The organism is Pseudomonas batumici, assembly GCF_000820515.1.
Classification (GTDB): domain Bacteria; phylum Pseudomonadota; class Gammaproteobacteria; order Pseudomonadales; family Pseudomonadaceae; genus Aquipseudomonas; species Aquipseudomonas batumici.
This window is the reverse complement of sequence record NZ_JXDG01000003.1, coordinates 234,599-258,625: the sequence shown is the minus strand read 5'-3', so window position 1 is coordinate 258,625 and position 24,027 is coordinate 234,599. Positions and strand designations below refer to the sequence as shown.

At 63.4% G+C, this 24,027-nt stretch carries 20 protein-coding genes and 2 tRNA genes; 2 read left to right on the top strand and 20 right to left on the bottom strand.

Annotation, left to right across the window (positions count from 1 at the left end; translation table 11 throughout):
* Nucleotides 1–19: 19 nt before the first annotated feature.
* The 13 genes from UCMB321_RS01715 to leuC form a co-directional block, all read right to left on the bottom strand.
* Nucleotides 20–577 (bottom strand): CvpA family protein, encoded by a 558-nt coding sequence (locus tag UCMB321_RS01715; protein ID WP_040063371.1) that lies wholly within the window; start codon nt 575–577, stop codon nt 20–22.
* A gap of 96 nt (nt 578–673) precedes the next feature.
* Nucleotides 674–1,348 carry an SPOR domain-containing protein gene (locus tag UCMB321_RS01710; RefSeq protein WP_040063369.1) on the bottom strand — a complete coding sequence of 225 codons (675 nt, stop codon included), beginning with the start codon at nt 1,346–1,348 and terminating at the stop codon, nt 674–676.
* Nucleotides 1,332–2,639: a bifunctional tetrahydrofolate synthase/dihydrofolate synthase gene (folC, locus tag UCMB321_RS01705; protein ID WP_040063368.1), complete on the bottom strand. Its 1,308-nt coding sequence runs from the start codon at nt 2,637–2,639 to the stop codon at nt 1,332–1,334. Before folC ends, UCMB321_RS01710 begins: the two co-directional genes overlap by 17 nt.
* Nucleotides 2,636–3,556, bottom strand: coding sequence for an acetyl-CoA carboxylase, carboxyltransferase subunit beta (gene accD / locus UCMB321_RS01700; protein WP_040063367.1), 921 nt, complete (start codon nt 3,554–3,556; stop codon nt 2,636–2,638). The genes folC and accD overlap by 4 nt, the downstream gene beginning before the upstream one ends.
* A 94-nt stretch (nt 3,557–3,650) precedes the next feature.
* Nucleotides 3,651–4,283, bottom strand: a complete 633-nt coding sequence (locus UCMB321_RS01695) for a phosphoribosylanthranilate isomerase (RefSeq protein ID WP_040063365.1) — start codon at nt 4,281–4,283, stop codon at nt 3,651–3,653.
* 64 nt (nt 4,284–4,347) lie between these two features.
* On the bottom strand, nt 4,348–5,172 hold the full coding sequence (truA, locus tag UCMB321_RS01690; RefSeq protein WP_040063363.1) for a tRNA pseudouridine(38-40) synthase TruA: 825 nt from the start codon (nt 5,170–5,172) through the stop codon (nt 4,348–4,350).
* Nucleotides 5,173–5,340: 168 nt separating this feature from the next.
* A complete protein-coding gene (locus UCMB321_RS01685; protein ID WP_040063362.1) occupies nt 5,341–7,995 on the bottom strand; it encodes a motility hub landmark protein FimV in 2,655 nt (884 codons plus the stop codon).
* Nucleotides 7,996–8,203: 208 nt separating this feature from the next.
* Nucleotides 8,204–9,202 (bottom strand): aspartate-semialdehyde dehydrogenase, encoded by a 999-nt coding sequence (locus UCMB321_RS01680; RefSeq protein WP_040063361.1) that lies wholly within the window; start codon nt 9,200–9,202, stop codon nt 8,204–8,206.
* 144 nt (nt 9,203–9,346) lie between these two features.
* Nucleotides 9,347–10,459: an aspartate-semialdehyde dehydrogenase gene (gene asd, locus UCMB321_RS01675; RefSeq protein WP_040063360.1), complete on the bottom strand. Its 1,113-nt coding sequence runs from the start codon at nt 10,457–10,459 to the stop codon at nt 9,347–9,349.
* A gap of 68 nt (nt 10,460–10,527) precedes the next feature.
* Nucleotides 10,528–11,610, bottom strand: a complete 1,083-nt coding sequence (leuB, locus tag UCMB321_RS01670) for a 3-isopropylmalate dehydrogenase (RefSeq protein ID WP_040063359.1) — start codon at nt 11,608–11,610, stop codon at nt 10,528–10,530.
* A 57-nt stretch (nt 11,611–11,667) separates the two neighbouring features.
* Entirely contained in the window at nt 11,668–12,432 is a 765-nt protein-coding gene (locus tag UCMB321_RS01665) for a class I SAM-dependent methyltransferase (RefSeq protein ID WP_040063358.1), read from the bottom strand.
* A 175-nt stretch (nt 12,433–12,607) separates the two neighbouring features.
* Nucleotides 12,608–13,252: a 3-isopropylmalate dehydratase small subunit gene (leuD, locus tag UCMB321_RS01660; RefSeq protein WP_040063357.1), complete on the bottom strand. Its 645-nt coding sequence runs from the start codon at nt 13,250–13,252 to the stop codon at nt 12,608–12,610.
* A gap of 10 nt (nt 13,253–13,262) precedes the next feature.
* On the bottom strand, nt 13,263–14,681 hold the full coding sequence (gene leuC, locus UCMB321_RS01655; protein WP_040063356.1) for a 3-isopropylmalate dehydratase large subunit: 1,419 nt from the start codon (nt 14,679–14,681) through the stop codon (nt 13,263–13,265).
* A 167-nt stretch (nt 14,682–14,848) separates the two neighbouring features.
* Between leuC and UCMB321_RS01650 the strand changes: the two genes are divergently transcribed.
* Nucleotides 14,849–15,739 carry a LysR family transcriptional regulator gene (locus UCMB321_RS01650; protein WP_040063353.1) on the top strand — a complete coding sequence of 297 codons (891 nt, stop codon included), beginning with the start codon at nt 14,849–14,851 and terminating at the stop codon, nt 15,737–15,739.
* Nucleotides 15,740–15,808: 69 nt separating this feature from the next.
* Entirely contained in the window at nt 15,809–19,084 is a 3,276-nt protein-coding gene (locus tag UCMB321_RS01645; RefSeq protein ID WP_040063352.1) for a PAS domain S-box protein, read from the top strand.
* A 74-nt stretch (nt 19,085–19,158) separates the two neighbouring features.
* Here UCMB321_RS01645 and UCMB321_RS01640 read toward each other — a convergent pair whose 3' ends face one another.
* From UCMB321_RS01640 to gltX, 7 genes are all read right to left on the bottom strand, one after another.
* Nucleotides 19,159–19,608 carry an Hsp20 family protein gene (locus UCMB321_RS01640; RefSeq protein WP_040063351.1) on the bottom strand — a complete coding sequence of 150 codons (450 nt, stop codon included), beginning with the start codon at nt 19,606–19,608 and terminating at the stop codon, nt 19,159–19,161.
* A gap of 111 nt (nt 19,609–19,719) precedes the next feature.
* Nucleotides 19,720–20,679 (bottom strand): tRNA dihydrouridine synthase, encoded by a 960-nt coding sequence (locus UCMB321_RS01635; protein WP_040063350.1) that lies wholly within the window; start codon nt 20,677–20,679, stop codon nt 19,720–19,722.
* Nucleotides 20,680–20,771: 92 nt separating this feature from the next.
* On the bottom strand, nt 20,772–21,206 hold the full coding sequence (locus UCMB321_RS01630; RefSeq protein WP_040063349.1) for an acyl-CoA thioesterase: 435 nt from the start codon (nt 21,204–21,206) through the stop codon (nt 20,772–20,774).
* A 50-nt stretch (nt 21,207–21,256) separates the two neighbouring features.
* The gene (locus UCMB321_RS01625; RefSeq protein ID WP_040063348.1) at nt 21,257–21,796 is read right to left on the bottom strand and encodes a TetR/AcrR family transcriptional regulator; all 540 of its coding nucleotides are present in this window, start codon (nt 21,794–21,796) and stop codon (nt 21,257–21,259) included.
* 220 nt (nt 21,797–22,016) lie between these two features.
* A tRNA-Glu gene (locus tag UCMB321_RS01620) sits at nt 22,017–22,092 on the bottom strand.
* A gap of 79 nt (nt 22,093–22,171) precedes the next feature.
* Nucleotides 22,172–22,247, bottom strand: a tRNA-Ala gene (locus tag UCMB321_RS01615).
* A gap of 250 nt (nt 22,248–22,497) precedes the next feature.
* The gene (gene gltX / locus UCMB321_RS01610) at nt 22,498–23,979 is read right to left on the bottom strand and encodes a glutamate--tRNA ligase (RefSeq protein ID WP_040063347.1); all 1,482 of its coding nucleotides are present in this window, start codon (nt 23,977–23,979) and stop codon (nt 22,498–22,500) included.
* Between the last annotated feature and the right edge of the window lie 48 nt (nt 23,980–24,027).

Genomic DNA, 24,027 nt, shown 5'->3' with positions numbered 1-24,027 from the left:
AATCTGAACTGAACAGCACTTACTGCGGCGTTTTGGCCGGCAAGAGATGTTCCTTGAACGGAAGATCAGCGGGTACGCTGATTCCGCTGGCGAGCCACCGACTGCTCCACCCCAGGATGAGGTTCTTGGACCAGTCGGCAACCAATAGAAATTTTGGCACGAGCTGAGACTCCTGCCACCACGAATCCTGCTGGACCGGCCCCAGGCTCAGCAGCCCGACGGCCACCACCACCAGCAGCCCGCCGCGGGCGGCACCGAAGGCCATGCCCAGGAAGCGATCGGTCCCGGACAGTCCGGTGACGCGAACCAGTTCGCCAATAAGATAATTGATCATGGCGCCCACCAGCAGGGTGGCGACGAACATGATCGCACAGCCCGCGATCACGCGAGCCGAAGGTGTCTGGATATAGTCGGTCAGGTACACGGACAACGAGCCACCGAACATCCAGGCGACCCCGCCGGCAATGATCCAGGTGAGCAGGGACAAGGCTTCCTTGACGAAACCACGGCTCAAGCTGATCAACGCGGAAACGACGATTACCGCAATAATCGCCCAGTCAACCCAGGTAAATGGCACAGTGCAGCCTATAGACGGATAAGGCGGCGCATTTTAGCAGAGCGCCGCCTCACTGGTAAGGCGATTGTCAGAGCATTTCGATACAAAGCCGCGCGCTTAACCGCGTTCCGGCTGGAAACGCACGACAAAGCCCTTCAGATTCTGCTGTCGACCCAGCAGGTCACGCAGGCGATCGGCCTCGGCACGCTCGATCAGCGGACCGACAAATACCCGGTTCTTGCCATCGGAGGAACGGATATAGGCGTTGTAACCCTGGCTGCGCAGGGTCTTTTGCAGGCTTTCGGCACTGTCGCGGCTGGACAGGCTGGCCAGCTGCACCGCCCAACTGATCGGCAGGCCGTTGGGGTCCACGCGATTTTGCGTGGTATCGAGCTTGGACGGCGCCACCGCGACCACCTGGGCCGGCGTTTGCGCCGGTGCGGGGGCCGGCTTGGCCACCGGAGCCGGCGCCGCAGGCTTGGCCGCTGCGACAGGCTTGGGTGCAGGCGCCGGAGCTGAAACCGGAGCCGGAGCGAGCGGCACCGGGGTCTCGGCGACCGGGTCCGCGCCTGGAGCCGACTCCTGAGGCAGTGCTTGCGGCTCGGGAACCGGCACCCGCTCGACCTTGACCTGCGGCAGCGCCGAAGCCTGGGGAGCCGCCGGCGCATCGACGCGAACCTGCCGCTGCTCGTCCTGGCGGGAAAACAGCATCGGCAGGAAAATCACCGCCAGCGCCACCAGCACCAGCGCGCCAACCATCCGTTGCTTGTACGCCTTATCCAGCATTGCCATTGGCAGCCTCCTCCGTGGCGCGCCGGGCCAGCCACTCCAGCGCCTCGGCAACACAAAAAAACGATCCGAACAACAGAATCTCGTCATCGGCCGTGGCCTGGGCACACTGCCCTTCCAGCGCCGCGGCGACACTGTCGTAAACGCTCACCGGTGCACCACGCGCCGCCAGGACGGCTTGCAATTCAGTGGCCGGGCGACTGCGCGGCGTCTGCAACGGTGTGACCGCCCAGTGCTGAATATCTCGCGCGAGGGGTGCAACCACCCCCTCCAGATCCTTGTCCGACAACAGCCCAAACACCGCCAGGCGCCGCCCCTTCAAGGGACTGCACGCCAGACGCTCGGCCAGGTATTCGGCGGCATGGGGATTGTGCCCGACATCCAGCATCAGGCTGAGCGACTTGCCTTGCCAGTTCAGCTTGCGCCGATCCAGTCGACCGGCGATACGGGTGCCCTGCAGCGCCTGGGCGATCCGCTCCGGCTGCCAGGGCAGATCCATCAGCAGATAGGCCTGCAGCGCCAGGGCGGCGTTTTCCATGGGCAGGTCAAGCAGCGGCAGATCGTGCAGCTCGACCACCTGGCCCCGGCGGTCAACACCCCGCCACTGCCAGTTCAGGTCGGTAATACCGAGATCGAAATCCCGACCGCGCAGGAAGAACGGGCTGCCCAGCTCGCGGGCCTTGTCCAGCAGCGGCTGCGGCGGGTTCAGGTCGCCACACAGCGCGGGCGCGCCCGGGCGGAAGATCCCGGCTTTTTCGAACGCCACCGATTCGCGGGTATTGCCCAGGTATTCGGCATGATCGACACCGATACTGGTCACCACCGCGAGGTCGGCATCCACCACATTGACCGTGTCCAGGCGGCCGCCAAGACCGACTTCCAGCACCACGACATCCAGGCCCGCGCGCTCGAACAGCCAGAGGGCGGCCAGGGTGCCCATCTCGAAATAGGTCAGGGAGGTCTCGCCACGCCCGGCCTCGAGCGCGACGAAGGCTTCGCACAGCTGCGCGTCCGTCGCCTCGACACCGTTGATCTGCACCCGCTCGTTGTAGCGCAACAGGTGCGGCGAGCTATAGACGCCCACCTTGAGCCCCTGCGCTTGCAGCAAGGCGGCAACAAAGGCACAGGTCGAACCCTTGCCGTTGGTGCCGGTCACGGTCACTACCCGAGGCGCCGGCTTGCCCAGCCCCATACGGTTCGCTACCTCTTGCGAGCGCGCCAACCCCATGTCGATGGCCGATGGGTGCAATTGCTCCAGGTAGGCGAGCCATTCGCCCAGGGTACGTTCGGTCATAGGCTTGCAGGCACCGGCGGGACAATGACAGCTTCAACCGGCGTGGCGATATACTCGGGCGTCGGCAGGCCCATCATCTGTGCCAGCAGGTTGCCCAGGCGTGGGCGCAGTTCCTGACGGGCAATGATCATGTCGATGGCGCCGTGCTCCAACAGGAACTCGCTACGCTGGAAGCCTTCCGGCAGCTTCTCGCGCACGGTCTGCTCGATCACCCGTGGGCCGGCGAAACCGATCAGCGCCTTGGGTTCGCCGACGATCACGTCGCCGAGCATCGCCAGGCTGGCGGAAACACCGCCGTAGACCGGGTCGGTCAGCACCGAGATGAACGGCAGGCCTTCTTCACGCAGGCGCGCCAGCACCGCCGAGGTCTTGGCCATCTGCATCAGGGAAATCAGCGCTTCCTGCATCCGCGCGCCACCGGAAGCGGAGAAACAGACCATCGGGCAACGGTTTTCCAGGGCGTAGTTGGCGGCACGCACGAAACGCTCGCCGACGATGGCGCCCATGGAACCACCCATGAACGAGAACTCGAATGCCGAAACCACCACCGGCATGCCCAGCAGGGTACCGCTCATGGACACCAGCGCATCTTTTTCGCCGGTCTGCTTCTGGGCCGCGCTCAGGCGGTCCTTGTACTTCTTGCCGTCACGGAATTTCAGACGGTCCACCGGCTCCAGGTCAGCACCCAGCTCGACGCGGCCTTCGGCGTCCAGGAAGATATCGATACGGGCACGGGCACCAATGCGCATGTGATGGTTGCACTTGGGGCAGACGTCCAGGGTCTTTTCCAGCTCAGGACGATAGAGCACCGCATCGCACGATGGGCACTTGTGCCACAGACCTTCAGGCACCGAGCTTTTCTTCACCTCGGAACGCATGATCGAAGGGATCAGTTTGTCTACTAACCAGTTGCTCATGCTTTCTTTCTCCAATTCGTTTTCGGCCCGTCGGACAACCGGGCCCGCCTATTTTCTGTGGCGGTATGCATGGACGGCGGCAGGCTGCCAGCCGTCACATCGGCGCTCGGCAGGCGCGTACGGCCCGCATGAACGCCTCGATCTTGGTACGATCCTTGATGCCCTTGCTCTGCTCCACCCCGCCGCTGACATCCACGGCATAGGGTTTGACCCGGGCAATCGCCTCGGCCACGTTGTCGGCGGTCAGGCCGCCGGCCAGGATAATCGGCTTGCTCAGGCCCTGCGGTACCAGAGACCAGTCGAACGCGGCACCGGTTCCCCCGGGAACGCCTTCCACATAGGTATCGAGGAGGATGCCGCTGGCACCGGGGTAAGCCTTGCAGGCCGCGGCGATGTCATCGCCGGCCTTGACCCGCAACGCCTTGATGTAGGGGCGGTGATAACCCTCGCACTGCTCGCTGGTTTCATCGCCATGGAACTGCAGCAGGTCCAGCGGCACCGCGTCGAGGATTTCCCCCAGCTCGCAGCGACTGGCATTGACGAACAGGCCGACGGTGGTCACGAACGGCGGCAAGGCGGCGATGATCGCCCGCGCCTGCTGGACCGTCACCGCCCGTGGGCTTTTGGCGTAGAACACAAGACCAATGGCATCGGCCCCGGCGTCGACGGCAGCCAACGCATCTTCAATGCGGGTAATCCCGCAGATTTTGCTGCGAACGGCGGACATGTCGTAAAGACCCCAGGTGTTTTTCCGAGAAAGTCCCGGATGGTAGCAAATGCTTTTCCGGGCGTCAGCCGTCAAGTTCCGAGAAGCCGGTGAGAAAATGCGGCCCGATGTAACGTTCCGGCAGCGCGAACTCGTCACGGTACTCCACCTGCACCAGATACAGGCCGAACGGATGGGCCGTGACGCCGCCGGTGCGCCGGATACGACTTTCCAGGACTTCCCTGGCCCACTCCACCGGGCGCTCACCGGCGCCGATGGTCATCAGCACCCCGGCGATATTGCGCACCATGTGATGCAGGAAGGCCCCGGCGCGGATATCGATGACGATCATCTTGCCGTGCCGGGTAACCCGCAGGTGATGGACTTCCTTGATCGGCGACTTGGCCTGGCACTGGCCGGCACGGAACGCGCTGAAATCATGGGTACCGACCAGGTAGCGGGCGGCCTCGGCCATGCGTTCCACATCCAGCGGACGGTGGTTCCAGGTGATTTCTTCGTTCAGATGGGCCGGGCGGATCTGGTCGTTGTAGATCACATAGCGATAACGCCGGGCGATGGCCTTGAAACGCGCATGGAAATGCGCCGGCATCACCTGCGCCCAACTGACGCTGACGTCATGGGGCAGATTGATATTGGCGCCCATGACCCAGGCCTTCAGCGAGCGCTCGGCCTGGGTATCGAAGTGCACCACCTGGCCGCAGGCATGCACGCCGGCATCGGTACGCCCGGCGCACATCAGGGAAACCGGCGAATCCGCCACTTTCGACAGCGCCTCTTCCAGGGTCTGCTGAACCGTCGGCACGCCGGACGCCTGACGTTGCCAGCCCCGATAGCGGGAACCCTTGTACTCGACGCCGAGGGCGATCCGGAAGAAGCCGTCGGCCGCCATTTCGGCGGCCGGGTTATCTATGTTTGCCAAGAACTTACAGCCTGCTGGTTTGCGCAAAGGCGTGCATTATAAGGCCAGCTGGCCGAGACGCCATGCGCACGGGACTTTTAGTTAGCCCCATAAACAAAAACGGCAGCCCCAGGGCTGCCGTTTTTGTTGAAACGCCGATCAAGCCAAACGCTTGAGCATCTCCCGCGCTTCGTTCTTCTGCGCCTCGCTGCCTTCGTTCATCACCTCGGCGAGGATATCCCGAGCCCCGTCGCGGTCGTCCATGTCCATGTAGGCCTGGGCCAGGTCGAGCTTGGTGGCCGCCTCATCGGTTCCCGACAGGAAGTCGAACGACTCGTCTTCGGGCAACTCGTCCGCCACCAGGCTCGGCGTGGCGAGCGGAGGTTGCTCCAGGCTCTGGGACAGACGATCGAGTTCGGCGTTGACGTCATCCAGCTCGTCGGTGAACGCATTGGGACCGGAGTGCGCCTCCAGTTCATCCGCCAGGGACAGATCGAAATCCGCCGGCAGCCCCAGGTCATCCAGGCCACCCGCCCCCAGGGTCGGGACCTCGGCATCCGAATCCTTCAGGTCTTCGGTCAGGCTCAGCAGGAAGTCCTCGTCCGCCGAAGTGGACAGCGGCGCGTCCCCACCCAGGTCCAGATCGAAATCCGCCAGGTCGTCCAGGGCCGGCTTGGCCTGGGGCTGCTGTTCCAGGACCGACTCGAAGCTCAAGTCGTCATCCAGGCTCGGCTTGGCCTCGGCCTGCTGCGCCAGGACCGACTCGAAACTCAGGTCGTCATCCAGCTGCAGGTCATCCAGGTCCATCGTGGACGGCGCCACCAGCGTCGGCGAGGCCGCCTCGAGATCATCCAGGCTCAGGTCGAAGTCGTTATCGAAGACATCATCCGCCGCCGCGACCACGGGCACCTCCGGCGCCGCCGGAGCTGGAGCCGGGACCGGAGCCGGGGCAGGCGGTTCGTCAGACAGCAACTCCTTGACGAAATCCTCGCTCAGCTCGGCCGCCACGGCCGCCGCCCCCAGACCTGCCGCCACGACGATCATCGACGGGAAGCGACTCTTGAGCTGCTCCACTTCAGCCTGATGCCGACCGGCAGGCAACTGCTTCTCCTGGGCGATGAACGCATCACGATCGCCCTGCTGGCCGTAGACCTCCATCAGTTTCAGGCGCAAGTCAGTACGCTGTGGCTCGAACTTCACCGCCTCTTCCAGCACACCGGCCGCCTGGTTCAGGTGACCGCGCTGGATATGCAGGTTGGCCTGGTCCAATGCATCGACAGGACGCTCAGCGGCCGGGACCGGGGCCGGAGCGGGTGCCAGCTTTACGCTCGGCGGAGGGACCTCCAGGCCCTCGAAGCTGCTTTCAGGCAGATCCAGTTCTTCGGAGAAACCGCTTTCCTCGGACAGCGCCCGAGCCATGCGCTGGTGTTTTTCCGCTTCCTGCTTGGCCTTGCGGCGACGCACCAGGAACAGCAGGAGCAAGAGGAACACCAGCACCGCGGAACCGGCCAGCAGCCCCATCAGAATCGGACTGGAGAGCAGGTCGTCGAGCTTGCGCTCCTGCGGCACGGCGGCGTCGGGCTGGATCGGCGCTTCAACCGGCGTCGGCTTGGCCACTTCTGCCGCCGGAACGACAGGAGCCGGCGCGACCGGGGCCGGCGCGACCGGGGCCGGGGCCGCCTCCGGCTTGGCGGCCAACTGGGCGGACATGGCATTGGCCGGCTGCCCGGTCGCCGGCGCGGCGCCCGAGCCTTCGGCCTGCAACTTGGCCAACTGGTCGTTCTTGAGCTGGATCAGGCGCTGCAACTTGTCCAACTGACTTTGCAGGTCTTCCATCCGGCTCTTCAGCTCGGCGTTGTCGCGACGAGTGGTATCCAGGCTTTCCTGGGTCACTGCCAGCTTGTTGTTCAAGGCCTTGCTGTCACCGGCGGCACCTTTGCCGTGTTTCCTGCCGGACGTGGCGGAAACCAGGCTCAGGTTGTCCTTGCCGGCGGCCTTGGCCGGCGCGCCCTCGCTACCCTTGTGCCGGGTAGCATCGATCTGTTGCTTGCCGCCATGGACCAGGCGCCGCCCCGAACGCCAGGCGGCATTCTGCGCGGCAACTTCGGCGATGGCCTTGGATTGTGGCAACGCGGTGCTTTGCGCATGATCAGGCAGACGCAGCACCTGGCCGGTCTTCAGGCGGTTGATGTTGCCATCGAGGAAGGCACCCGGGTTCAGCGCCTGGATCGCCAGCATGGTCTGCTGCACGGAGCCACCATTACTCTCCTTGGCGGCGATTTCCCACAAGGTGTCCCTGGGTCCGGTGGTGTATTGCTTGGCCTTGGTCGGCGCGGTCACCGGCGCCACAGGCGCGGCCGCCGCGTTGGCCGGGGCCGCGGCGGCGGGCTTGGCGGCATCGGGTGCCTGGGTGTATTTCGACGGATCGAGCAGCACGCTGTAGTCGCGCATCAGCCGGCCATTGGGCCACTGCACCTGCACCAGGAAGCGCACATAGGCTTCGGACAACGGTTTGTTCGAGGTGACACGCACCACGCTGCGACCGTTGGGGTTGATCACCGGCGTGAAGGTCAGGTCGTTGAGAAAGTCCTGGCGGCTGACCCCGGCATCCGCGAAGGCCTGGGGCGAGGCGAGGCTCGGGACGATATCGGAGGCGCTCAGGCCGCTGACATCCTGCAATTCGATTTCCGCCAGCAACGGCTGGTTCGGAGTTGACTTGAGGGTCACTTCCCCCAGCCCAAGCGCGTGTGCCATACCGGAAGACAGCGCCGAAGCGGCCGCTATTGCTAACACCAGTTTGCGAACTTGAACCATAGCCTCTTCCTTTGTTTGTGCATTCCTCGGCTAGCGAGAAGGTGGTGTCGCCTGCCTTGTGGCAGTGTGCGCGCCTTTGAAAACATGACCGTAGCGCGCGGTTTCAGCCGACGCCCTTGCAAATGCCCGAGGACAGGTTCACCTCCAGCAACCAGCCTGGGCATGGCGCCAGGCTAGAATCATTCTGCAAATTGTCGCCAAGTATCTTTTACAGCAGGTCTTTTATCAACAGCTCTGCCAGCTGCACCGCGTTCAATGCCGCCCCCTTGCGGACATTGTCGGCTGTCAGCCACAGATTCAGTTCGCACGGGTCGTCAACACCGCCACGCACCCGCCCGACATAAACCACATCCTGGCCCACGGCGTCACCCACGGCCGTCGGATAATCACCGGTTTCCACCAACTCGATACCCTGCGCCGCCTCCAGCGTAGCGTTCACCGCCGCCAGGTCAACCTCGGCGGCGGTTTGCAAAGACACACTATAGCTATCGCCGAAAAACACTGGCGCTTGAATGCAAGTCACTGAAATTTTTAGCAAAGGTGCTGCCAGCAGCTCACGCAGTTCGCTGACCAGGCGCTTTTCCAGTACCCCATGCCCGTCGGCGTCCGGCTTGCCGACCTGGGCCAGCAGGTTGAATGCCATCTGTCGATCAAAAAAGCGCGGCTCCAGCGGACGGGCGTTCAACAACTCCGCCGTTTGTCGGGCCAGTTCGGTCACCGCCTCACGGCCCTGGCTCGATACCGCCAGACAGGCCGTCAGGTTCACCCGCTGGATGTCCAGACCCTTGAGCGGCGCCAGCACCACCGCCAGCGCCGTGGCCGCGGCGCTCGGGCTGCTGACCTGCACCGGCTTGCCCAGCGTCTTCAGCACCGGGGCGTTGGCCTCCGGCACGACGTGGGGTGCGGGCAAGGCGCCGGACAGGTCGATAATCGCGCAGCCCGCCGCCGTGGCACGCGGCGCAAAGCTGAGGGTGACGGCCGGACCGGCGGCAAAAAACACCAGCTGGACTTTGCCGAAGTCGAATTCATCGACTTCGCGCACCCGCACGTTCTTGCCCCGGAACGGCACCGAGTGCCCCGCCGACTCGCTGCTGGCCAGCAGGTGCAGGTTGGCGATGGGAAAATCGCGTTCTTCGAGGATCTGTACCAGGGTCTCACCGACGGTGCCGGTGGCGCCGATCACGGCAATATCAAGGGACTGGCTCATGGGATGATCTCAGGTAAAACGGGGGGAGCGGCACTTTACCCGTGACCAGGCGGTCAGGCAATTGCACGCCGAGGTTACGGACAATCGGCGCATAAAAAAACCCGCGACTCTGACGAGACGCGGGTTTTTCAAGGCTTCAGCGAATCAGCGTTCCAGCAGGATACGCAGCATGCGCCGCAGCGGCTCGGCCGCGCCCCACAGCAACTGGTCGCCCACGGTGAAGGCACCGAGGAACTGCGAGCCCATGTTCAGCTTGCGCAGACGCCCCACCGGAATGTTCAGGGTACCGGTCACCTTGGTCGGGCTCAGCTCCTGAATGCTGATTTCACGCTGGTTCGGCACCAGCTTGACCCAAGGGTTGTGCTGGCTGATCAACCCTTCGATATCGGCGATCGGCACGTCCTTGTTCAGCTTGATGGTCAGCGCCTGGCTGTGGCAACGCATGGCGCCGATGCGCACGCAGATGCCGTCCACCGGAATCGGGCTCTTGAAGCGACCGAGGATCTTGTTGGTCTCGGCCTGGGCCTTCCACTCTTCACGGCTCTGGCCGTTCGGCAGTTCCTTGTCGATCCACGGGATCAGGCTGCCAGCCAGCGGCACGCCGAAGTTCTCGGTCGGGTAGGCATCGCTGCGCATGACTTCGGCCACCTTGCGGTCGATGTCGAGGATGGCGCTGGCCGGATTGGCCAGTTCATCGGCGACCGACGCATGGGTCGCGCCCATCTGCTTGATCAGCTCACGCATGTTCTGCGCGCCGGCACCGGACGCCGCCTGGTAGGTCATGGCGCTCATCCACTCCACCAGGCCGGCCTCGAACAGGCCACCCAGGCCCATCAGCATCAGGCTGACGGTGCAGTTGCCGCCGATGTAGTTCTTGGTGCCAGCATCCAGCTGCTGGTCGATGACCTTGCGGTTCACCGGGTCGAGGATGATCACCGCATCGTCCTGCATGCGCAGGCTGGACGCCGCGTCGATCCAGTAGCCCTGCCAGCCGGCTTCGCGCAGCTTGGGGAAGACCTCGCTGGTGTAGTCGCCACCCTGGCAGGTCAGGATCACGTCGAGGGTCTTGAGCTCTTCAATGCTGTAGGCATCCTTCAGCGGAGCAATGTCCTTGCCCACGGACGGGCCTTGGCCGCCGACATTGGAGGTGGTGAAAAACACCGGCTCAATCAGGTCGAAGTCCTGCTCTTCCAGCATCCGCTGCATGAGCACGGAACCGACCATACCGCGCCAACCGATCAGACCTACACGTTTCATCGCAACTACACCTTTTACAAAAGTGGGTCACCGCCTCCAGGGATGAAAGAGGTGGTGGGCCCGAGAGATTACAGATTCCGCAGCGCGGCGACTACTGCGTCGCCCATTTCCTGCGTACCGACTTTGGTGCAACCGGCCGACCAGATGTCTCCCGTGCGCAGGCCCTGGTCCAGCACGCGGCTCACCGCGGTCTCGATCGCCTGCGCCGCGTCGTGCAGATTGAAGCTGTAGCGCAGCATCATCGACACCGACAGGATGGTCGCCAGCGGGTTGGCGATGCCCTGCCCGGCAATGTCCGGCGCAGAGCCGTGGCACGGCTCGTACATGCCTTTGTTGTGGGAATCCAGGGACGCCGACGGCAGCATGCCGATGGAGCCGGTGAGCATCGACGCTTCGTCGGACAGGATGTCGCCGAACATGTTGTCGGTGACGATCACGTCGAACTGCTTCGGCGCGCGCACCAGTTGCATGGCGGCGTTGTCGACGTACATGTGGCTCAGCTCGATGTCCGGGTAATCCAGGGCAACCTGCTCCACCACTTCACGCCACAACTGGCTGGACACCAGGACGTTGGCCTTGTCCACTGAGCAGAGCTTCTTGCCGCGCACCCGCGCCATGTCGAAGCCGACCCGGGCAATGCGGCGGATCTCGCTTTCGCTGTACGGCAGGGTGTCGTAGGACTGGCGCTCGCCATTATCCAGCTCGCGGGTGCCGCGTGGCGCGCCGAAATAGATACCGCCGGTCAGCTCACGGACGATCAGGATATCCAGGCCGGAGACGATTTCCGGCTTCAGGCTCGAAGCGTCGGCCAATTGCGGGTAGAGAATCGCCGGACGCAGGTTGCCGAACAGGCCCAGTTGCGCGCGGATTTTCAGCAGGCCGCGCTCCGGGCGGATATCCCGCTCGATTTTGTCCCACTTCGGCCCGCCGACGGCGCCCAGCAGCACGGCATCGGCAGCGCGGGCGCGGTCCAGGGTCTCGTCGGCCAGGGGTACGCCGTGCTTGTCGATGGCCGCGCCGCCGATCACGTCGTGGCTCAGCTCGAAACCGAGGCTGTACTTCTCGTTGGCCAGCTCCAGCACCTTGACCGCTTCGGCCATGATTTCCGGACCGATACCGTCGCCTGGAAGAATCAGAATCTGCTTGCTCATGCTTTCCTCATGTCATCTGTCGGCGCGTCCGTGGTCACGGCCGCGCCTGGAAAAAGTCTATCGCTCGGCCCACAGCACCAGTACATCGGTACTGAACGAACCATCGGCCTCGATCTCGAAATATTCTCGCACTTCCGCGCCCATCGCCTGCTGCAGGTCGCGAATCGCCACCCGCAACGGTTGCGGGGTGCGCATGCGCTCGACCCAGGAGCCGAACTCCAGGCGCAGGCGCTGACGCTGGGTGCTGCGCACGTGCAGCCCGGCCTCGCTGACCTGGCGCAACCACTCGCCCGCCGAATAATCGCGGACATGGCTGGTGTCGCGCAGCACCTCGACACTTTGCAGGTAGGTGTCGAGCAACGGACTGCCGGGGGACATGACGTCGATGAACGCCGCCACGCCACCGGGCTTGAGTACCCGCCGCACTTCCCGCAGCGCCTGCCCCAGATCGCTCCAATGATGCGCCGAGTAGCGGCTGAAAACGAAGTCGAACTCGGCGTCGGCGAACGGCAGGCTCTCGGCCGCGCCGCACACCGTGGCGATATTGCTCAGGCCGCGCTCCGCCGCGGCGGCGGCGACCACATCGAGCATTTGCTGCGAGAGGTCGTAGGCCGCCACCTTGCTGACCAGCGGGGCCACATGAAAACTCACGTGGCCGGCACCGCAGCCCAGGTCCAGGACCCGGGCACCGGCATGGCCGGCCAGCTCGGCCTGGAGCAGAGCGAATTCGGCGCCCTGGGCGTGCACGGCGCTGCTCAGGTAGGCGCTGGCCTGTTCGCCGAACTGCTTCTGTACCACTTGGCTATGGGCGTTGCTGGTCATGAAACCATCCTCTGGATAGCGGGGAAATCAAAAGCACCACAACCCTGTGGGAGCCGGCTTGCTGCGGGCGGCGTTCCGACGATAGCGGCCGATCAGGCGATGCAAGACTTACTGGCCTCATCGCCAGCAAGCCGGCTCCTACAAGGTACGTATTTCAAGTCCAGTCCGTGCCAGGTCAGGCGTCGCGAAACAACCAGGGCTGGCTGGCCCGATGCTTGGCTTCGAACGCCGCAATCGCGTCGCCATCCTGCAGGGTCAGGCCGATATCGTCCAGGCCGTTGAGCAGGCAATGCTTGCGGAACGCATCGACTTCGAAGTGGTAGACCTTGCCGTCCGGACGGGTCACGGTCTGCGCTTGCAGGTCGACCGTCAACTGGTAACCCGGCGTGGCCTCGACCTGCTGGAACAGCTCGTCGACTTCGCTGTCGCTGAGGATGATCGGCAACAGGCCGTTCTTGAAGCTGTTGTTGAAGAAGATGTCGGCGTAGCTGGGCGCGATGATGCTGCGGAAGCCGTATTCATCCAGGGCCCACGGCGCATGCTCACGGCTGGAACCGCAACCGAAGTTCTCCCGGGCGAGCAATACGCTGGCGCCCTGGTAGCGCTCGGCGTTCAACACGAAATCCTTGTTCAACGGACGCTTGGAGTTGTCCTGGTAGGCATAACCCACGTCCAGGTAGCGCCACTCGTCGAACAGGTTGGGGCCGAAGCCAGTGCGCTTGATCGACTTCAGGAACTGCTTGGGAATGATCTGGTCGGTGTCGACGTTGGCGCGATCCAGAGGCGCGACAAGACCGGTGTGCTGGGTAAAGGCTTTCATGCTGCGTTCCTCAGATCAATTCACGAACGTCGACAAAACGACCGCTCACGGCGGCGGCGGCGGCCATGGCCGGGCTCACCAGGTGCGTACGACCGCCGGCACCCTGCCGCCCTTCGAAGTTACGGTTGGACGTCGAGGCACAGTGCTCGCCGCTTTCCAGGCGGTCCGGGTTCATCGCCAGGCACATCGAGCAGCCCGGCTCGCGCCATTCGAAACCGGCCTCGAGGAAGATCTTGTCCAGGCCTTCGGCTTCGGCCTGGGCTTTCACCAGGCCCGAACCCGGCACGACCAGGGCCTGCTTGATGGTCGAGGCCACCTTGCGGCCCTTGGCGATCGCCGCCGCCGCACGCAGGTCCTCGATCCGCGAGTTGGTGCAGGAACCGATGAAGACACGGTCCAGCTGGATGTCGGTGATCGCCTGGTTGGCGGTCAGCCCCATGTACTTCAAGGCCCGCTCGATGGAGCCGCGCTTGACCAGATCCGGCTCGCGGGCCGGGTCCGGCACATTCTGGTCAACCGCCAGGACCATTTCCGGCGAGGTGCCCCAGCTGACCTGCGGCTTGATCTGCGCGGCATCGAGCTCGACCACGGTGTCGAACACCGCGTCGGCATCGGACACCAGGTCTTTCCAGGCTTCGACGGCCAGGTCCCACTCCGCGCCTTTCGGCGCGAAAGGACGGTCCTTGACGTAGGCCACGGTCTTTTCATCGGCCGCCACCAGGCCAACGCGGGCACCGGCTTCGATAGACATGTTGCAGATGGTCATGCGGCCTTCGACGGACAGGTCGCGAATCGCACTGCCGGCGAACTCGATGGCATGGCCGTTGCCGCCGGCGGTGCCGATCTTGCCGATCACGGCGAGGACGATGTCCTTGGCGGTCACGCCGAACGGCAAGGTACCCTCGACCCGCACCAGCATGTTCTTCATCTTCTTGGCCACCAGGCACTGGGTGGCGAACACGTGCTCGACCTCGGAGGTGCCGATACCGTGGGCCAGGGCACCGAAGGCGCCATGGGTCGAGGTATGGGAGTCACCGCAGACCACGGTCATGCCCGGCAAGGTCGCGCCCTGCTCCGGGCCGATCACGTGCACGATGCCTTGACGCACGTCATTCATCTTGAATTCGGTGATGCCATATTCATCGCAATAATCGTCGAGGGTCTGGACCTGCAAACGCGACACCTGGTCGACAATGGCCGCGATCCCGCCCTTGCGCTCAGGGGTGGTCGGCACGTTGTGGTCCGGGGTGGCGATGATCGAGTCGACACGCCAAGGCTTGCGCCCGGCCAGGCGCAGGCCTTCGAAAGCCTGGGGCGAAGTCACTTCATGGATGATGTGACGGTCGATATAGATCAGCGACGACCCATCGTCGCGCCGTTTCACCTCATGAGAATCCCAGAGCTTGTCGTAAAGCGTTTTGCCGGCCATCAGACGTTTCCTCATCAACTTGTTTCTATGCCGCGGTTTATTGATGACTGTTCTCAGCTCTCAGTTCTCAATAACCCTTTGGCTTGTGAGGTCGATGCTATGGGGTTAGAGTGAATAACTCAAATTCATATTTTTTATGCTTTGGATAACCATCCGGAATACAGAACATGGACCTGGCCAACCTCAACGCCTTTATCGCCATCGCCGAGACCGGCAGCTTTTCCGGCGCCGGGGAACGCCTGCACCTGACGCAGCCGGCGATCAGCAAACGCATCGCCGGCCTTGAGCAGCAACTCAATGTCCGCCTGTTCGACCGCCTGGGCCGCGAGATAAGCCTGACCGAGGCCGGCCGGGCCCTGCTGCCGCGCGCCTACCAGATTCTCAATGTGCTGGATGACACCCGCCGGGCGCTGACCAACCTCACCGGCGAAGTCAGCGGGCGCCTGACCCTGGCCACCAGCCATCACATCGGCCTGCACCGCCTGCCTCCGCTGCTGCGCGCCTTTACCCGGCGCTATCCGCAGGTGGCGCTGGATATCCAGTTCCTCGATTCGGAAGTCGCCTACGAGGAAATCCTCCACGGGCGCGCCGAACTGGCGGTGATCACCCTGGCGCCAGAGCCCCACGGCCTGGTGCGCGCCGTGCCGGTGTGGGACGACCCGCTGGATTTCGTCGTTGCCCTCGAACATCCGCTGGTCAGCCACGGCCCGGTCAGCCTCAAGGACATCGCCCATCATCCAGCGGTGTTCCCCGGCGGCAATACCTTTACCCACCATATCGTCCAGCGCCTGTTCGAAGCCCAGGGCCTGACGCCGAACATCGCCATGAGCACCAACTACCTGGAAACCATCAAGATGATGGTCTCCATCGGCCTGGCCTGGAGCGTCCTGCCCCGCACCATGCTCGATGATCAGGTGGCCCGCATTCCTTTACCGGGCATACAGCTGACTCGCCAGCTAGGCTATATCCTGCATACCGAACGGACACTGTCGAATGCCGCGCGGGCTTTCATGGCTTTACTGGATGCACAGAGCGATATGCAGAGATTGACGGCATAAGCCAAGCCTGCTTTATTCCAAACAGCTTTTTGCGGCAAAACGTCCCTTTCATCCCAAGGACAGCTGTAAATGCCCAAGCACGCCCGCCGTATTCCACCCCTGCCGCGGATCAACGCACTCGACCCCCACGTGTCGGAACAGAGCTGGGAAAGCGCCTCGCAACTGCTGGCCGCCCTCAATGGCGCGCGCCTCGGGGCCTGGTGCTGGGATATCGAGAGCGGGCAGGTCAGCTGGTCCCGTGGCACCCAGGCATTGTTCGGCTTCGATCCCCACCAGCCACTGCCCAAGGACATCGACTACCTGGACCTGCTGCCGATCGAGGACCGCGCGCGGACCTTGCGGGCCTTTCACTCAGTGCTGCAAGGCGAGCCCCTCGAACAGGCCATGCATCACCGCATCCGCTGGCCCGATGGCAGCCTGCACTGGCTGGAAATCAATGGCAGCCTGTTGCCGGACAAGCATGGCAAGCCCCGGATGATCGGGGTCATCCGCGAGATCACCCACCAGCGCCAGCGCGAACATGCCCTCAGCAGTTCGGAAAAACGCTTCGCCACCCTGTTTCACCTCTCCCCCAACATGGTGCTGTTGACCCGCGAGGAGGACGGCCTGATCAGCGAGGCCAATCAATACTTCGAAAACCTGTTCGGCTGGCCGGTCCTCCAGGTCATCGGACGCACCACCCTGGAACTGGGCCTCTGGGTCGACCCAGAGGAACGCCGGCGACTGATCGAAACGCTGGGGCCCAAGGGCGAGTCGGTCACCCAGGAGGTCCGCCTGCGGGCCAGCAACGGACAGATCCGCGTGGGCATCCTCAGTGCCCAGCGGGTCGAACTGGAAGGCCAGGCCTATCTGCTGAGCACCTTTCTCGACACCACCGAACGCAAAAATGCCGAGCTGGCCCTCAAGGACAGCCAGGAACGCCTTGACCTGGCCCTGGACTCGGCGCAACTGGGCACCTGGGACTGGCATATCCCCAGCGGCATGCTCTACGGCTCGGCGCGGGCCGCGCAACTGCACGGCCTGGAGCCGCAGCCGTTCCATGAGTCCTTCGACGCCTTTTTCGACGGTGTGCCCGCCAGCGAGCGCGAAAGCATGCGCCATGCCTACCGCAGCCTGCGCGAAGGTCCGGAAGGGGCCTATCAGTTGACCTATCGGGTCCAGTTGGAAAACGGCACCTCACGCTACCTGGAAAGCCGTGCCCGCCTCTACCGCGACGAACAGGGCAACCCGTTGCGCATGGCCGGCACCCTGCTGGATATCACCGAACAGGTGGAGCGCGAACAGCGCCTGATAGCCTCGGAAGAGAAATTCGCCAGCCTGTTCCAGGCCAGTCCCGACCCCATCTGCGTGACCCGCCACGAAACCGGACAATTCATCGAAATCAACCCGGCCTTCACCCAGGTGTTCGGCTGGAGCATCGACGAAGTACGCAACCGCAGCGCCGAGCAGATCGGCCTGTGGGACGACTCGGCCAAGCGCCTGCAGCGTATTCAACAGGTCATCCGCGACCAGGCCCTGAACAACGTCGCGGTCATCGTTCACCACAAGCGCGGCCATGCCTTGACCTGCGTGATCGCCAGCCGGCAGATCGTGGTCGAGGACCAGCCCTGCATCGTCACCACCCTGCGCGACATCACCCAGCAACAGCGCTCCGAGGCGGCGCTCAAGGCCAGCGAGGAAAAATTCGCCAAGGCGTTCCACTCCAGCCCCGATGCCATCACCATCACCGAGCGCGACAGCGGGCGCTACCTGGAGGTCAATGACGGCTTCTGCCGGTTGACCGGCTACACCAGCGGTGAAGTCATCGGGCGCACGGTGTATGAAATCGGCGTCTGGGCCGACCACAAGCAGCGCACCGCGCTGCTGGCGGAGTTGAAGGAAAAAGGCCATGTCCCGCACCGCGACATGCTCGGGCGCAACAAACGCGGCGATGTGCTCACCGTCGAAGTCTCGGTGGAACCCATCATCCTCAATGAAACCGCGTGCCTGCTGCTCACCGCCCGGGACATCAGCCAGCTGAAGAACGCCCAGGCGCAGATCCGCCACCTGGCCTATCACGACCCGCTGACCAACCTGCCCAATCGCGCCCTGCTGATGGACCGCCTGAGCCAGCAGATCGCCCTGCTCAAGCGCCACAACCTGCGCGGTGCCTTGTTGTTCCTCGACCTGGACCACTTCAAGCACATCAACGACTCCCTCGGCCACCCGGTGGGCGACACCGTGCTCAAGGTGGTGACCGCCCGCCTGGAAGCCAGCGTGCGCGCCGAGGACACCGTGGCGCGCCTGGGCGGCGACGAGTTCGTGGTGCTGCTCAGCGGCCTGAGCGGTTCACGCAACGAGGTCACGAACAAGGTCCGCGAACTGGCGGACACCATTCGCGAGCTGCTGGCCGAACCCATGTTCCTCGACGGCCAGCGCCTGCAAGTGACCCCGAGCATCGGCGTGGCGCTGATTCCCGACCACGGCACGACCCCCGCCGACCTGCTCAAGCGCGCCGATATCGCGCTGTATCGAGCCAAGGATTCCGGGCGCAATATCACCCAGTTGTTCCACAGCACCATGCAGAAAGCCGCCAGCGAACGCCTGCGCATGGAAAACGACCTGCGCCAGGCCCTTTCCCGGGGCGAGTTCAGCGTGCATTTCCAGCCCCAGGTGGACGCCCGGGACAACAGCATCATCGGGGCCGAAGCCCTGGTGCGCTGGCACCACCCGGAGCTCGGCGCGCAATCGCCGACCGAATTCATCAAGGTCCTGGAGGACAGCGGGCTGATCCTGGAGGTCGGCACCTGGATTCTCGACCATGCCTGCGAGGCCTTCGGCATACTGCTGGGCGACGGCCTGATCAACCACACCTTCAGCCTCTGCGTGAACATCAGCCCCCGGCAGTTCCGCCAGGCCGACTTCGTCGAACGGGTGGAGCACACGCTGGCCCGCTACAACGTCCCCTCCTCGATGCTGAAACTGGAAATCACCGAAGGCATCGTGATCCAGAACCTGGAGGACACCATCAGCAAGATGCGGCGCCTGAACAAGCTCGGCGTCAGTTTCGCCATGGACGATTTCGGCACCGGCTATTCGTCGTTGACCTACCTCAAGCGCCTGCCGGTGGATGCCTTGAAGATCGACCAGTCGTTCGTGCGCGACGCGACCCATGACCCCAACGACGCGGAAATCATCCGCGCCATCGTCGCCATGGCCCGCAGCCTGGGGTTGACGGTGATTGCCGAGGGGGTGGAGTTGCCGGAGCAACTGGTGTTCCTGGAAGGCCTGGGCTGCCATCTGTACCAGGGTTACCTGCACAGCCGGCCATTGCCTTTGGACGAGTTCAAAAAACTCCTGATCTGAACCGCCACACAAACCTTGCCATCGCGTAAACGAAAAACCCCGCCAAGGCGGGGTTCTTTCTGGCGGGCTTGCGCTTAGTGCTGCAAGGCCGGTTTCTGCGCCCCATTGATCGGGATGCGCTTGGCTTTCGCTTCTTCCGGCACGACCCGCAGCAGGTCGATATTCAACAGGCCGTTGCTCAGGCCCGCGGCCTTGACCTCGATATGGTCAGCCAGGCGGAAGGACAGCTTGAAGGCCCGCTGGGCAATGCCCTGGTGCAGGTAGCTGACGTTTTCAGTCTTGGGTTCACGTTTGCCGCCACTGACGGTCAATACGCCCTTCTCGACCTGCAGTTCCAGGTCTTCTTCCTGGAAACCGGCCGCGGCCACGACGATGCGGTACTGGTCGTCGCCATGCTTTTCAACGTTGTAGGGGGGATAGCTGCTGCCCGGCTCATTGCGCAGTGCGGTTTCGAACAGATCGTTGAAACGATCGAAGCCGACGGAAGAACGGAACAGCGGAGCCAGCGAAAATGCGTTAGTCATGTCAATCTCCTGAAATTCAGCGAGTAGTTTGATCCGCGACCCGAATTCGGCATCGCGTATTCCCTAGATAGGAACTCACCCACGCATTTCAAGAGATTGCCGTGAAATTTTTCAGGCGGCTTCTGGCAGCGGTGCATTCAGCAGGCGACCGACCGCCTCGCAATCGGTCTCGCGGCGCATGATGGAGAACAGCTCCACCGCTTCGGGATAATTGCGCGTCAACATCGCCAGCCACTGCTTCAAGCGGCCAGGGGCCTGGCGTGGCGTAAGCTGCGCCACCGCTTGCGCCCAGAAGTCGCGGATCAACGGTTGCAGCTCGGCCCAGGTCATTTCCACCACGGCTTCGCCCGCCCGCGCCGCCGCGATCTGCCGGGCCAGGTCCGGGCGCGACACCAGGCCGCGACCGAGCATGATGTCCTCGGCGCCGCTGACCTCGCGACAGCGCCGCCAGTCCTCCACGGACCAGATATCGCCATTGGCGAACACCGGCACCTTGACCACGTCCTGCACCCGCGCCACCCACTCCCAATGGGCCGGCGGCTTGTAGCCGTCGACCTTGGTCCGGGCGTGCACGACGATCTGTGACGCGCCGCCTTCGGCCAAGGCCGTACCACAGACCAGCGCACCGTCCGGGCTGTCGAAACCCAGGCGCATCTTGGCCGTCACCGGGATATGCGCCGGCACCGCGCGCCGCACCTGCTCGACAATGGCGTTGAGCAACTCCGGCTCCTTGAGCAACACCGCCCCGCCCCGGGACTTGTTCACGGTCTTGGCCGGGCAACCGAAATTCAGGTCGATGACCTGCGAGCCCAACTCGCAGGCCAGCGCCGCGTTTTCCGCCAGGCACACCGGATCGGAACCCAGCAGTTGCACCCGCAGCGGCACACCGGCCGCCGTGCGGGCGTCGGTCAGCAGTTCAGGGGCGAACTTGTGGTAGTAGGCTGGCGTCAGCAGGGAGTCATTGATCCGGATGAACTCGGTGACACACCAGTCGATACCGCCGACGCGGGTCAGCACATCACGCAGGATGTTGTCGACCAACCCCTCCATGGGTGCCAGGGCAATTTGCATGGGTACTCTCATCGAAAAAACGGTCGGCAAAAAACCGCGACCATTGAAAAAGTGCAGCAGTTTACGGGGTTCCGGACAAAACCGGTACGCCCTCAGACCGACTGCACGGCAGGCCCGTAACCGTCGAGGAACTCCTCCGGCATGCGCTTGGGCTTGCCGCTGGACAGCTCGATACAGACAAAGGTGGTTTGCGCGCGCAACAGGGTCAGGTTGTCGCTGGGGCGGATCAGCTGGAAGCGCCGGGTCATTTTCAGGCGCTGGTCCCAGTCGACGATCCAGGTCGCCAACTGCAGCTCGTCACCTTCGTAGGCGGCGGCCAGGTAGTCGATCTCGTGGCGAACCACCGCCATGGCCCGATCCAGGCGCCGATATTCGGTGAGGTCCAGGCCCAGGCGCTGCGAGTGGCGCCAGGCGCAACGCTCGAGCCAGGTGACATACACCGCATTGTTGGCGTGCCCGAGGCCATCGATGTCCTCGTCGGCCACCTGCAGATCGAGGATGAAGGGTGTCGCCAGATCCCAGCTCATGTACCGCTCCCGGTCAAATCAAAGACCGGGGCAGTGTAACGGAACATCCCTCAGATCACCGCCGTTTTGGCGGCACGCAAGAGCCGATCGGACAACTCGCCCGGGCCCAGCGCCCGGGCCACGGCCAGGCCGCCGACCATCAGGGCGATATCGGCCAGGGCTTTATCGGTGTCCTCGGGACTGGCCACCATCTGCGCAACCATCAGTTCCACATGCTCGTTCAAGGCTTGGCGAAAAGGCTCCGGCAGGTTGCACATCTCCCCGACGATGGACGGGATCGGACAGGCCTGCTGGACCGCGTCACGGTGCTTGCGCGACAGATAGAACGCGGCGAACAAGGCGCGCCGCTCCTCCCCCGGCAACTCGCTGTCGACCTCGCCCATCTTGGCCCGACGCAAGGCGAGCAACTGCTTGAACGCCTCCAGCATCAGCGCGTCCTTGCTCTCGAAGTGCGCGTAGAAACCGCCCACGGTCAAGCCGGCGGCCCCCATCACCTCACTCACGCTCGGCTCGACCGGGCCGCGCTGGATCAGGGCGTTGCTGGCCGCCTGCAGGATGCGCTCACGGGTTTGCGCTTTCTTGTCGTTCATTGCCACCTCCAGACATCTATACAGAAAATATTATTCGCATAATATTTTTCCGCAAGGTTTTATTTTGACCGCTGGTCCGAGCCCTGGGTATCAAAGCATGCAGCTCGAAGAATGGGTATCGAAGAATGGATGACAGGGGCCAAGGGCCAAACGCCAGACAAACAAAAGGGTCATTCAATAATTGAATGACCCTTATAAAATCCCGCAGAGCGGGCAATCGTGGCGTCCCCTAGGGGACTCGAACCCCTGTTACCGCCGTGAAAGGGCGGTGTCCTAGGCCACTAGACGAAGGGGACGCAAACCCTTCTAACAACATGATCAACGCTGAGTGTTGATCGCTTCAAGGCCGGTGTGGCCAGACCTTGAAGTGTAAATTGGTGGAGCTAGACGGGATCGAACCGTCGACCTCTTGCATGCCATGCAAGCGCTCTCCCAGCTGAGCTATAGCCCCTCATCGGTGAGGACGGGGCGAATCTTAAGGGCGTATCGGGAGGCTGTCAAACTTATTTTCAAAAATTTTGAAAATTTTTTGTCGGCATAACAACCACTTACCACCCTGCCCCGGTAAAACCGGGGATGAAACCCCATCCTTGCACAAACAGCAGATCCAAAGAACACGCGGTCTTGTGGGAGCGGAACCTGGCTCGGACGGTGTCCCGGCAAGCGCCGCTCCCACACATGCCCACGGAAACAGGAAAGCCTCAGGCAATCGTGCCCAGCAGCTTTTCCCATTCCTTGTTTTCTTTCTTCGACACACCACCGAGCAAATCCAGGGCCTGGCGCAGACGGAAACGCGTGAGGTCCGGTCCGAGGATTTCCATGGCATCGAGCACCGACACCGAACTGGCCTGCCCGGTAATCGCGGCGAACATCAGCGGCATGGCATCGCGCAGCTTCAACTCCAGGGCGTCGACCACCGCCTGGATGGTCGCGGTGATGCTGTCCTTTTCCCACTGGCGCAGGCTTTCCAGCTTCCACAGGAGCAACTGCATCAGCTTGCGTACGTCATCGGCCGAGAGCTTCTTGTGCTCGAACAGCTTGGCATCCAGCGGCAAGCCACCGGCAAAGAAGAAGTTCGCCAGCGGCGCGACCTGGCTGAAGGTCTCCACACGCCCCTGGACCAGCGGCGCGATCTTCATCAGGTACTCGGGATTGAACGCCCACTTCTGCAGCCGCGCGGCGAACTCTTCCAGCGGCAGGTCGCGCAGCCACTGGCCGTTGAGCCAGGACAGCTTCTCGATGTCGAAGATCGGCCCGCCCAGCGAGATGCGCGACAGGTCGAAGTGCTCGACCATTTCCTCCAGGGAGAACTTCTCGCGCTCGTCGGGCATGGACCAGCCCATGCGCCCCAGGTAGTTGAGCATCGCCTCGGGCATGAAGCCCATGCGCTCGTAGAAGGTCACCGAGGTCGGGTTCTTGCGCTTGGACAGCTTGCTCTTGTCCGGGTTGCGCAGCAGCGGCATGTAGCACAGCTGCGGCTTTTCCCAGCCGAAGTATTCGTAGAGCAGGATCAGCTTCGGTGCCGACGGCAGCCATTCTTCGCCACGCAGCACGTGAGTGATGCCCATCAGGTGGTCGTCGACCACGTTGGCCAGGAAGTAGGTCGGCAGGCCATCGGTCTTCATCAGCACCTGCATGTCCATGCGGTCCCACGGGATCTCGACATCGCCACGCAGCATGTCCGGCACCACGCAGACGCCTTCGCTCGGCACCTTCATGCGGATCACATGGGGTTCGCCGGCCGCCAGGCGGCGGGCCACTTCTTCCTTCGACAGCAGCAGCGCGCGACCGTCATAGCGCGGGGTCTCGCCGCGGGCCATCTGTTCGGCACGCATCTGGTCCAGCTCTTCGGCGGTGCAGAAACACGGGAAGGCGTGGCCCATGTCCACCAGTTGCTGGGTGTACTGCTTGTAGATCTCGCTGCGCTCGCTCTGCCGGTACGGACCGTGGGGGCCGCCGACATCCGGGCCTTCGGCCCAGGTGATACCCAGCCAGTTCAGGGCATCGAAAATCTGCTGTTCGGATTCGCGGGTCGAACGCAACTGATCGGTGTCTTCGATGCGCAGGATGAACTCACCGCCGTGCTGCTTGGCGAAGCAGTAGTTGAACAGGGCGATGTAGGCGGTGCCGACGTGGGGATCGCCGGTGGGCGATGGCGCGATGCGCGTGCGAACGGTGGTCATGGGCGGTCTCATTGTCGAGATAAAACAGTCGAATAAAAACAAGGGGCG

Coding starts and splice junctions, on each gene's coding strand:
- UCMB321_RS01710 (WP_040063369.1), bottom strand. CDS start 1,348: ATGGCAATGCTGGATAAGGCGTACAAGCAACGGATGGTTGGCGCGCTG.
- folC (WP_040063368.1), bottom strand. CDS start 2,639: ATGACCGAACGTACCCTGGGCGAATGGCTCGCCTACCTGGAGCAATTG.
- accD (WP_040063367.1), bottom strand. CDS start 3,556: ATGAGCAACTGGTTAGTAGACAAACTGATCCCTTCGATCATGCGTTCC.
- UCMB321_RS01695 (WP_040063365.1), bottom strand. CDS start 4,283: ATGTCCGCCGTTCGCAGCAAAATCTGCGGGATTACCCGCATTGAAGAT.
- truA (WP_040063363.1), bottom strand. CDS start 5,172: ATGGCGGCCGACGGCTTCTTCCGGATCGCCCTCGGCGTCGAGTACAAG.
- UCMB321_RS01685 (WP_040063362.1), bottom strand. CDS start 7,995: ATGGTTCAAGTTCGCAAACTGGTGTTAGCAATAGCGGCCGCTTCGGCG.
- UCMB321_RS01680 (WP_040063361.1), bottom strand. CDS start 9,202: ATGAGCCAGTCCCTTGATATTGCCGTGATCGGCGCCACCGGCACCGTC.
- asd (WP_040063360.1), bottom strand. CDS start 10,459: ATGAAACGTGTAGGTCTGATCGGTTGGCGCGGTATGGTCGGTTCCGTG.
- leuB (WP_040063359.1), bottom strand. CDS start 11,610: ATGAGCAAGCAGATTCTGATTCTTCCAGGCGACGGTATCGGTCCGGAA.
- UCMB321_RS01665 (WP_040063358.1), bottom strand. CDS start 12,432: ATGACCAGCAACGCCCATAGCCAAGTGGTACAGAAGCAGTTCGGCGAA.
- leuD (WP_040063357.1), bottom strand. CDS start 13,252: ATGAAAGCCTTTACCCAGCACACCGGTCTTGTCGCGCCTCTGGATCGC.
- leuC (WP_040063356.1), bottom strand. CDS start 14,681: ATGGCCGGCAAAACGCTTTACGACAAGCTCTGGGATTCTCATGAGGTG.
- UCMB321_RS01650 (WP_040063353.1), top strand. CDS start 14,849: ATGGACCTGGCCAACCTCAACGCCTTTATCGCCATCGCCGAGACCGGC.
- UCMB321_RS01645 (WP_040063352.1), top strand. CDS start 15,809: ATGCCCAAGCACGCCCGCCGTATTCCACCCCTGCCGCGGATCAACGCA.
- UCMB321_RS01640 (WP_040063351.1), bottom strand. CDS start 19,608: ATGACTAACGCATTTTCGCTGGCTCCGCTGTTCCGTTCTTCCGTCGGC.
- UCMB321_RS01635 (WP_040063350.1), bottom strand. CDS start 20,679: ATGCAAATTGCCCTGGCACCCATGGAGGGGTTGGTCGACAACATCCTG.
- UCMB321_RS01630 (WP_040063349.1), bottom strand. CDS start 21,206: ATGAGCTGGGATCTGGCGACACCCTTCATCCTCGATCTGCAGGTGGCC.
- UCMB321_RS01625 (WP_040063348.1), bottom strand. CDS start 21,796: ATGAACGACAAGAAAGCGCAAACCCGTGAGCGCATCCTGCAGGCGGCC.
- gltX (WP_040063347.1), bottom strand. CDS start 23,979: ATGACCACCGTTCGCACGCGCATCGCGCCATCGCCCACCGGCGATCCC.